6 protein-coding genes are annotated in these 7,438 nt (G+C 49.4%); all 6 read left to right on the forward strand.

What is annotated here, in order from left to right:
• The first annotated feature begins 2 nt into the window (after positions 1–2).
• From pilN to PTE_RS16225, 6 genes are read left to right on the forward strand one after another with little or no spacing between them, the layout of a single operon-like run.
• Positions 3–1,604, forward strand: a complete 1,602-nt coding sequence (gene pilN / locus PTE_RS16200) for a PilN family type IVB pilus formation outer membrane protein (protein ID WP_036848798.1) — start codon at positions 3–5, stop codon at positions 1,602–1,604.
• A 36-nt stretch (positions 1,605–1,640) separates the two neighbouring features.
• Complete coding sequence (locus PTE_RS16205) at positions 1,641–2,909, forward strand: type IV pilus inner membrane component PilO (RefSeq protein ID WP_245219062.1); 1,269 nt, start codon at positions 1,641–1,643, stop codon at positions 2,907–2,909.
• The gene (gene pilP / locus PTE_RS16210; RefSeq protein WP_051477435.1) at positions 2,896–3,435 is read left to right on the forward strand and encodes a type IV pilus biogenesis protein PilP; all 540 of its coding nucleotides are present in this window, start codon (positions 2,896–2,898) and stop codon (positions 3,433–3,435) included. The genes PTE_RS16205 and pilP overlap by 14 nt, the downstream gene beginning before the upstream one ends.
• A 22-nt stretch (positions 3,436–3,457) precedes the next feature.
• The gene (locus PTE_RS16215) at positions 3,458–5,020 is read left to right on the forward strand and encodes a GspE/PulE family protein (RefSeq protein WP_036848804.1); all 1,563 of its coding nucleotides are present in this window, start codon (positions 3,458–3,460) and stop codon (positions 5,018–5,020) included.
• Between the two features lie 6 nt (positions 5,021–5,026).
• Complete coding sequence (locus tag PTE_RS16220; RefSeq protein WP_036848807.1) at positions 5,027–6,124, forward strand: type II secretion system F family protein; 1,098 nt, start codon at positions 5,027–5,029, stop codon at positions 6,122–6,124.
• An 11-nt stretch (positions 6,125–6,135) separates the two neighbouring features.
• A complete protein-coding gene (locus PTE_RS16225) occupies positions 6,136–7,254 on the forward strand; it encodes an ATPase, T2SS/T4P/T4SS family (protein WP_081738253.1) in 1,119 nt (372 codons plus the stop codon).
• The last annotated feature ends 184 nt before the right edge of the window (positions 7,255–7,438 follow it).

Genomic DNA, 7,438 nt, shown 5'->3' on the forward strand with positions numbered 1-7,438 from the left:
CCATGTCTATTCAGTTTTTGACGTTTTCCAGATTGATATTGCTGTCCTGCATCGCTGCGGGTTTGTCAAGTTGTGCGGCAATCAACAAGGTCGATCATCAGGCGGATAATGAAATGGCGAATGCGACCAAAATTATTAAGGGATTGCGCAATAGTGCTGCTACCACCTCAGTGCATGTTCATCAATATGGTTATTGGGTATCAACCAAGGAGATCCCATCGAAGAGAGAAAGTGAAACGGTCTCCTGTAACTTAACCTTGCAGGAAGCGGAACCGATGACGTTGAGTGAATTTGCCGGCAAGATCAAACGCATTTGCGGGGTACCGGTAGTGATCAGTGCGGATGCGCGGCTTGCCGCGTATCCCGGCTCGTCATCGGGTGAAAAGGGAAGTGAGCGAGGGGTTGTGGTTGTCAATTCAGGTTCGCAACCCGTATCTGAAAGCGGTGAACCGGACGTGTTGAAAATCAATGTGAATTGGCATGGATCTCTGGCGGGTTTGCTCGATTCAGTCATTTTATCATCAGGGTTGCATTGGAAAGTACATAATGGCGCAGTGCATATTTTCAAAACAGAGACGCGGGTGTTTCAGATATATGCATTGCCGGGCACGGATGCATTGTCTTCCAGCGTGACCGCGACGACCAGTGCGACGTTCGGCGGTGGTGCGGGTGGGGGCGATAGCGGTAACAGCGGCAGTACGCAAACCCTTGCCACTTCTTTGACACGTTCGGTGATGGATGAGATCCAGAAAACGGTGTCAGGGATGCTGACGCCGGGAGAAGGTAAGTTAACTTTGTCGATGGCGACGGCATCATTGGCGGTAACCGACTCCCCTGAAATACTCGACAGAGTTAAGGATTATATTGATCAGCAGAATAAATTGCTGACTACGCAGGTGGTGCTTAATGTCAAGATCCTTAATCTGACGTTCGATCGGGATGATCAGTATGGCGTCGATTGGTCGTTGGCTTATAAAAGCGCTCATATAGGATTGGCTGATAAGAACTCGACTGCTATTGATGAGGGAGGTATCAATACCAATATCCACATTCTCAAAGGACCATTCAGTGACAGCGCTTTGCTGATTAAGGCGTTATCGGCGCAGGGCAAAGTCTCCATAGTGACGCAACCCTCGGTTACCACATTGAATTTGCAGGCGGTACCGATGCAGGTGGCAACTCAGACCGGGTATGTTTCATCAATTTCTAACACCTTGACGCCACAAGTCGGTACTTCGGTGGGGATTGAACCCGCGACAGTGACGACCGGTTTTAATATGTTGATGCTGCCTTATGCCATGGCTGATAAGCAAATATTGTTGCAATACAACATTAGCTTAAGTGATTTGAAGAAGCTGGCGAAATTTGGCAAGGAAGAGACCGGTCAGGTGCAATTGCCGACGATAGATTTACGTGCGTTCAGCCAGAAAGTGCGGTTGCACTCAGGTGAAACTCTGGTGTTGTCAGGGTTTGAGCAACAATCAGATACCAGTGAACGCAGTGGCTTGGGCAGCCCAGATAATCAGGTTCTGGGAGGGAGTCGTGAGGGTAAAACAAATCATAATGTGATCGTGGTCATGATTACCCCTATAGTGGTAGATTGAAAGATGATCCGGACCGGGACAGACGTGGAGCACGTCATGCAAATCAAGCTATATGGTAAAACGCTGGTGGCTGGCATCATCTGGCGACCACCAGTAACTGCGTTGGCGCGTTCTAACATGCGCAGAAATGGGATTGCGGCGGGGTTTACCCTGGCTGTCCGGCATCGTGTCGGGCAAGGTATTCAGATCGGCTACGTACCAAAGGAGGCAGGGGCGCCGGGTGATTATTCATTGGCCGCTACCCTTGCCAAAGCGGTAGATAAACCTAACTGGATCGGCGCGTTTCGTTTGCCTGATGGGCATTATGCGTTAGTCGCGGTACATCAGGGTGCAATCATGGCTGGACGTGACTTGATCGGCGTCCGTGAAGAGATCGAGGCGAAGTTGCGTGATACGGTACAACTGGTAGAGGGAGCCAACGGGGTATGGAATGCAATTTATGCGCCGAAGGAGTTTGAATCGTTGTGGCCGGAGATGCCATTGGCGCAGTTATTGTCGAAATCTGCATTGAAAAAATCTGTCGGTCAGCTGGAAAGCTTAACGGGTGAAATGTCGAAGCATCAAATTAAGCTCTTTGGCATGAGCGCGGGTTTGGCGATTTTGCTGGCCGGTGGTTGGTGGGGGTGGCACACCTATAAGCAGAATACGGTATTGATCACACCGGATTTATCCAATGAAGTTGTAGAAATTCCACCGCCGCATCCGTGGCTTGCACAACCGCAAATAGCATGGCAATTCGCCGCATGGAACCGAGCGTTAGCCAGGATCCCTTTGTCCCTTGCGGGTTGGCAAATTGACGCCATTCTTCTGGATGCTGATACGATTTCTGTGAGCTACCAGCGTCATGAAGGAATGCCGATCAATATTTTTCAGGTTGCTGCTATCAATATATTCCAGTCTGGCCCTGTGATTTCCAATGGCGGAGAGCAGGCACAGGTATTGATACCGTTCAGTCAGCAGAATGAGGATCTGCCGGAAGGCCACGACGACCTATTGCTGTCGTCAGATCAGGCGCTGATTGAGTTAACGTCTTATTTCCAGGCGCTGGATTTGCCGCCTCCGGTCTTAACTGAGAGCGCCTCTGTTATTCCGCCACCCCCGCCTCCTGCGGCAGAAGGGGAGACTCGCGTGTGGGCGAACCCTGATTGGCAGACTTATAGCTGGACGCTTTCTTCTCAATTACCGCCAGATGCCTTGTTTTCAGGTAAGCCGCTCCCTGGGTTGAGGGTCACCAGCGCCAGAGTTGTGTTATCTGACGGTTTCCCTCAGTGGGAGCTTAGTGGAGTTTTCTATGCAAAAAATTAGTCAGTTTATAATCAGTGTATTGGTGGTGTCGGTATTTTCTCTGGCATATGCACAAACATCACCTGCTGAGATCCCGGCGGTTCAGGCAAAGCCTGTGGCGCAGAAACCGGCATTGCCGGCGGCAACGACTGACAATGTTGCTGAACAATTGGCAAAGTTACAGACCGAGGTGATGTTACTTAAAGCTGAAACCGCCAGAGCAAATGCGCAGGCTGAACTCGATAAAATTTCCAGCGTCGTGAATAAAAGTGGCGCGATTAATAATGATCTGCCTTTAGTTAAGTCAATCTTTGGGCGCAACGGTGCGCTGATTGCCACGCTGCGGTTTCGTTCGGGTGGCATCATGGATGTGAAAGCCGGTGATCAGTTGCCGAATGGTTATAAAGTGGTGCGCATTAATAACGGTGTGGTCACTTTTACCAAACAGGGACGATTCTATGATGTGGGATTGACTGCGACTAACGATGCATCGTTATTGGATAGCCTGGATTTAATGGTTGCACCGCCGTTGCCGTTAAGTCGTTAATTGCTGATAAGTGGACATTCCTATGGTAATAACAAGTTCCGATCTGCTGTGTATGGTCAGGCAGGGGGCAAAAGTGTTATCTGCCCTGAGCGGCGCACTTGAAATAGAGTTGGCGAACCGCAGTTTGATATGTCTTATTGAGTTACCCCAGCAAAAGGGGCACTGCGTGCTTGCTGTATCCGCTTCTCACCGGCTCGATCCCCATGTATTGGCCTATGAGGAAACGGTTAAAAGACACGGTTTCATTTATCAGATTGTCACCTGTGGAATGGGGAACATATTGGAGTTGTACCGTCTCAGCAAGAGCCATCATCATCGTCATGGGCTGGGAGGCACAGAATCCGATGTTCAGCGTTATATCACTCGCTTAATCGGAGAAGCCACGCAGGAGCGAGCGTCGGATTTACATATTGTCGCCCGGCATAATTATTGTGAGATCCGTTGCCGTATTGATGGTTATTTGCGGCCTGTTGAGCAGTTGCGTCCCGAAGAAGGATTACGACTGTGCGCGACGATTTACCAAAGTATGTGCGACGTGGCAGAGCCGACTTTTAAGCCGATGCAGGCACAGCGTGCGCGAATGAAGGATGAATTTCTTACCGAATGCGGGCTTTCCGGGGCGCGGATTAATACCCGCCCGCTTGATCGTGGCATGTTAATGGTACTGAGGTTGTTGTATGCGGATAGTCCCGGTACGGTGTGCACCCTGAGTGATCTTGGCTATTTGCCGGAACAGTGTCAGATATTGGAAGAGTTGATGGACCATCGGGCCGGGGTTGTCCTGTTGTCCGGCGCGACCGGTAGCGGCAAGAGCACTACCCTGAAAGTTGTGATGCAGAAGCTGATAGCGGAACAAGCGGGTATTCATTTGCTCACGCTTGAAGATCCACCTGAATATGAGATTGAAGGCGCTAATCAGTCGCCGATAACCGGCGATCGTGGCGATAGCGTGGTTGTTGAACAAGAATGGGCAATGGCAATCGCTGATGCTATGCGGCTCGATCCTGATGTCATTATGGTCGGCGAGATACGTGATGCGGTTACCGCAAAGATGACGTTCCGTGCCGCAATGACGGGCCATCTCATTTGGACCACGATACATGCAAACGATGCTTTAGCGATCCTGCCCCGTTTGCAGGATGAGGCGGTAATGGAATCACTGTTGATGGATCCGCGGTTGGTGATTGGTTTAGTCAGTCAATCGTTGGTTCAAGTGTTATGTCCCCGTTGCAAAGTTCCCTTGCAAGGGCATGAGCAGGAAATTTCCGGGCGTCTGTTAAAACGGTTGAATCTTTATTGCCAGCCGGAATCGGTTTGTTTGCAGGGAGAAGGCTGTGATTATTGCAAGCAGAGCGGCATCGTGGGCCGAACGGTAGTCGCTGAAGTGGTACGTACATCTCCGGGCTTAATGCAAGCTTATCGAACTGGTCATCATCACGGGGCAACTCGGTATTGGATGACGGAAATGGGCGGATTAAGCAAGATCGATGCACTTATTCACAAAATAAATGACGGAATCATCGATCCCCGAGCTGGAGAACGCGTCATGGGGCCGATTATCCCCACGATCCATCAAATAGAGTAAAACACCATGTTCCTGACCGATTTTATTGAAAGACTGAACTATCGAATGGCGAAGATACAGTTCGGTAAGAAAGCGCGGATTCGTTTCTATGGGCATCTTATTATGATGCTGGAAAATCGTGTCATGCTGATTGATGCATTACGCGAAATGTATCATGTCGCCAGTAATGAAGGCCAAAAACCCAACGGTGGTTATGCGTTGGTCTTGAGTCGTTGCTATGAATCGGTGAGTCAGGGCAGCACTTTGGCAGAGAGTTTGCAGCAATGGATTGGTCCTAATGAAGTCGCGGTGATTGCTGCGGGTGAGCGCTCCGGCGACATACATAGCGCTTTCATGGATGCGATCGCCATGATTGAAGCGGGTAGCAAGATCCGCAATGCGGTTGTCGGTGCCTCTATTTATCCGGCGGTACTGATTGGGATGATATGCGTCTTGTTGCACATTGTGGCGGGGAGTCTGGTTCCCAAACTGGCGGCGGTTTCTAAGCCGGAAACCTGGGATGGCGCGGCTTATACCCTTTATGTGATGGGAACATTTGTTAATGACTATGGGCTGTATTCGCTGATATTCCTGGTGATATTGATCGTTCTGTTGTCATTATCATTGCCTTTTCTGGGCGGGCGGTTGCGAACGGTGCTTGACCGGTTTCCGCCGTGGTCACTGTACAGAACCATTCATGGCAGCATGTTCATACTGAATGTCTCGTTGCTGATCCGCTCAGGGATGATGTTGCAATCGGCGCTGGAATTGCTGTTGGAACAGGCGGGTTCGCGTTGGTTGTATGTGCGTATCGCTGCTACGCTCGAACACATTTCAATGGGGGCTGGTTTTGGTGAGGCGCTGCGCGATACGGGTTATCGTTTTCCCGATAGCGAGGCGATCAGTTATCTGAGGCTATTGTCACGATTGCAGGGTTTTGATCAGTCAATGGCGAAGTTTGCACGGCACTGGCTGGATGAAACGATAGTCAAAGTTCAGATAGTCACCCGCGGATTCCTGCTGGCTTCAATCCTGATGATTGGTGGCATGTTGATGCTGGTTGTTACGGCAGTATCTGGTATTGAAAATGCCATTGAACAGTCGTTATCTCTACCGTCTGCTTAACGTTGAAATTAATGATGAAAACCAGACAGGACATTGAAATTGGAACCCGTGAAATTCAGGGAGTGGATGGTGTATATCGTGAGGAAATGTTGGATGAGCTGAGACAAGCTTGCGGGCCTGTTATCCTCCAGGCGCTTGATGATAAGAATGTGGTGGAAATCATTATTAATCCTGATGGGAAACTGTGGATTGAATCGCATAACCAGAACATGAATGAAGCTCAATCCGATTTTCCGGCAGAGGCGGCAGCGCGGATTTTGCTGATTTCTGCTTCATTGCAAAAAGCGGATATGGGTACCGATGTGGGCCTGATTGAAGGTGAATTCCCGTTGGGCTGTGCCCGCATTGCCGGCGTACTGCCTCCGTTGGCCAATGCGCCTGCTATTGCCATTCGCAAACACTCTCCCGTTGTATTATCGCTGTCTGATTACCGGAAAAGCGGCATTATTAAGCCGATAGGCGCTGCTGCCATGCGGCGGACTTCCGGGCTGGCGATCCACAAACGCAGCTTTGAGCACCCGATTGAGGCAATTCGTGAAGCTGTGGTTATGCGCAAGAATATCTTGATCGTTGGCGGTGCTGGTAGCGGGAAAACGACGCTGACAAATACTATTTTGCATGAGATTAGCCTGCAATGCCCGTGTGACCGTATCGTGGCGATTGAAGATACGATGGAATTGCAGCTTAACAATGCTAACCGTGCACTGTTACGAACCAGTAAAGATGTGGATATGCGCCGCTTACTGCGAACGACGATGCGTTTGCGTCCGGACCGTATCGTGGTAGGAGAGATCCGCGGTGGTGAAGCTTATACTTTGCTCAAAAGTTGGAACTCCGGGCACCCTGGTGGGGTAACGACGATGCATGCCAATTCATCTGAGGAGGGGTTGCAAAAATTGGCGCATTACATTTATGAAGATGAGGCGGCGCAGGGGTTTACTCCTGAGACGATCGGTTGGATGATCGCCAGAAGCGTGAATTTGGTGGTAGTGATAGAAAAGATTGTGACGGATCCGGGGCGAATGGTGACGGAAATCTGCGAAGTTACTGGGTTTATGAATGATCGTTACAATATGAATGTCTTGTGCTTGCAGAGTAATGGTTATTGTGAATTCAGACCACGTATTTAGGTTTGGTGTGATATTACGAATAATTCTGGAGGTTATTATGTAAGGCATTCATTTGATTGTTCAAAGCACAGTTTTAAATAAAAAGTTTTTAATTTTTTAAAAGGAGATTTATTTTACATTTGGGATATTTGTTTTACGCTTTAATGGGTTAATGGGTTAATGGGTTAANGGGTTAANGGGTTAA

Source organism: Photorhabdus khanii NC19, from assembly GCF_000517265.1.
In the GTDB taxonomy this organism is placed as follows: domain Bacteria; phylum Pseudomonadota; class Gammaproteobacteria; order Enterobacterales; family Enterobacteriaceae; genus Photorhabdus; species Photorhabdus khanii.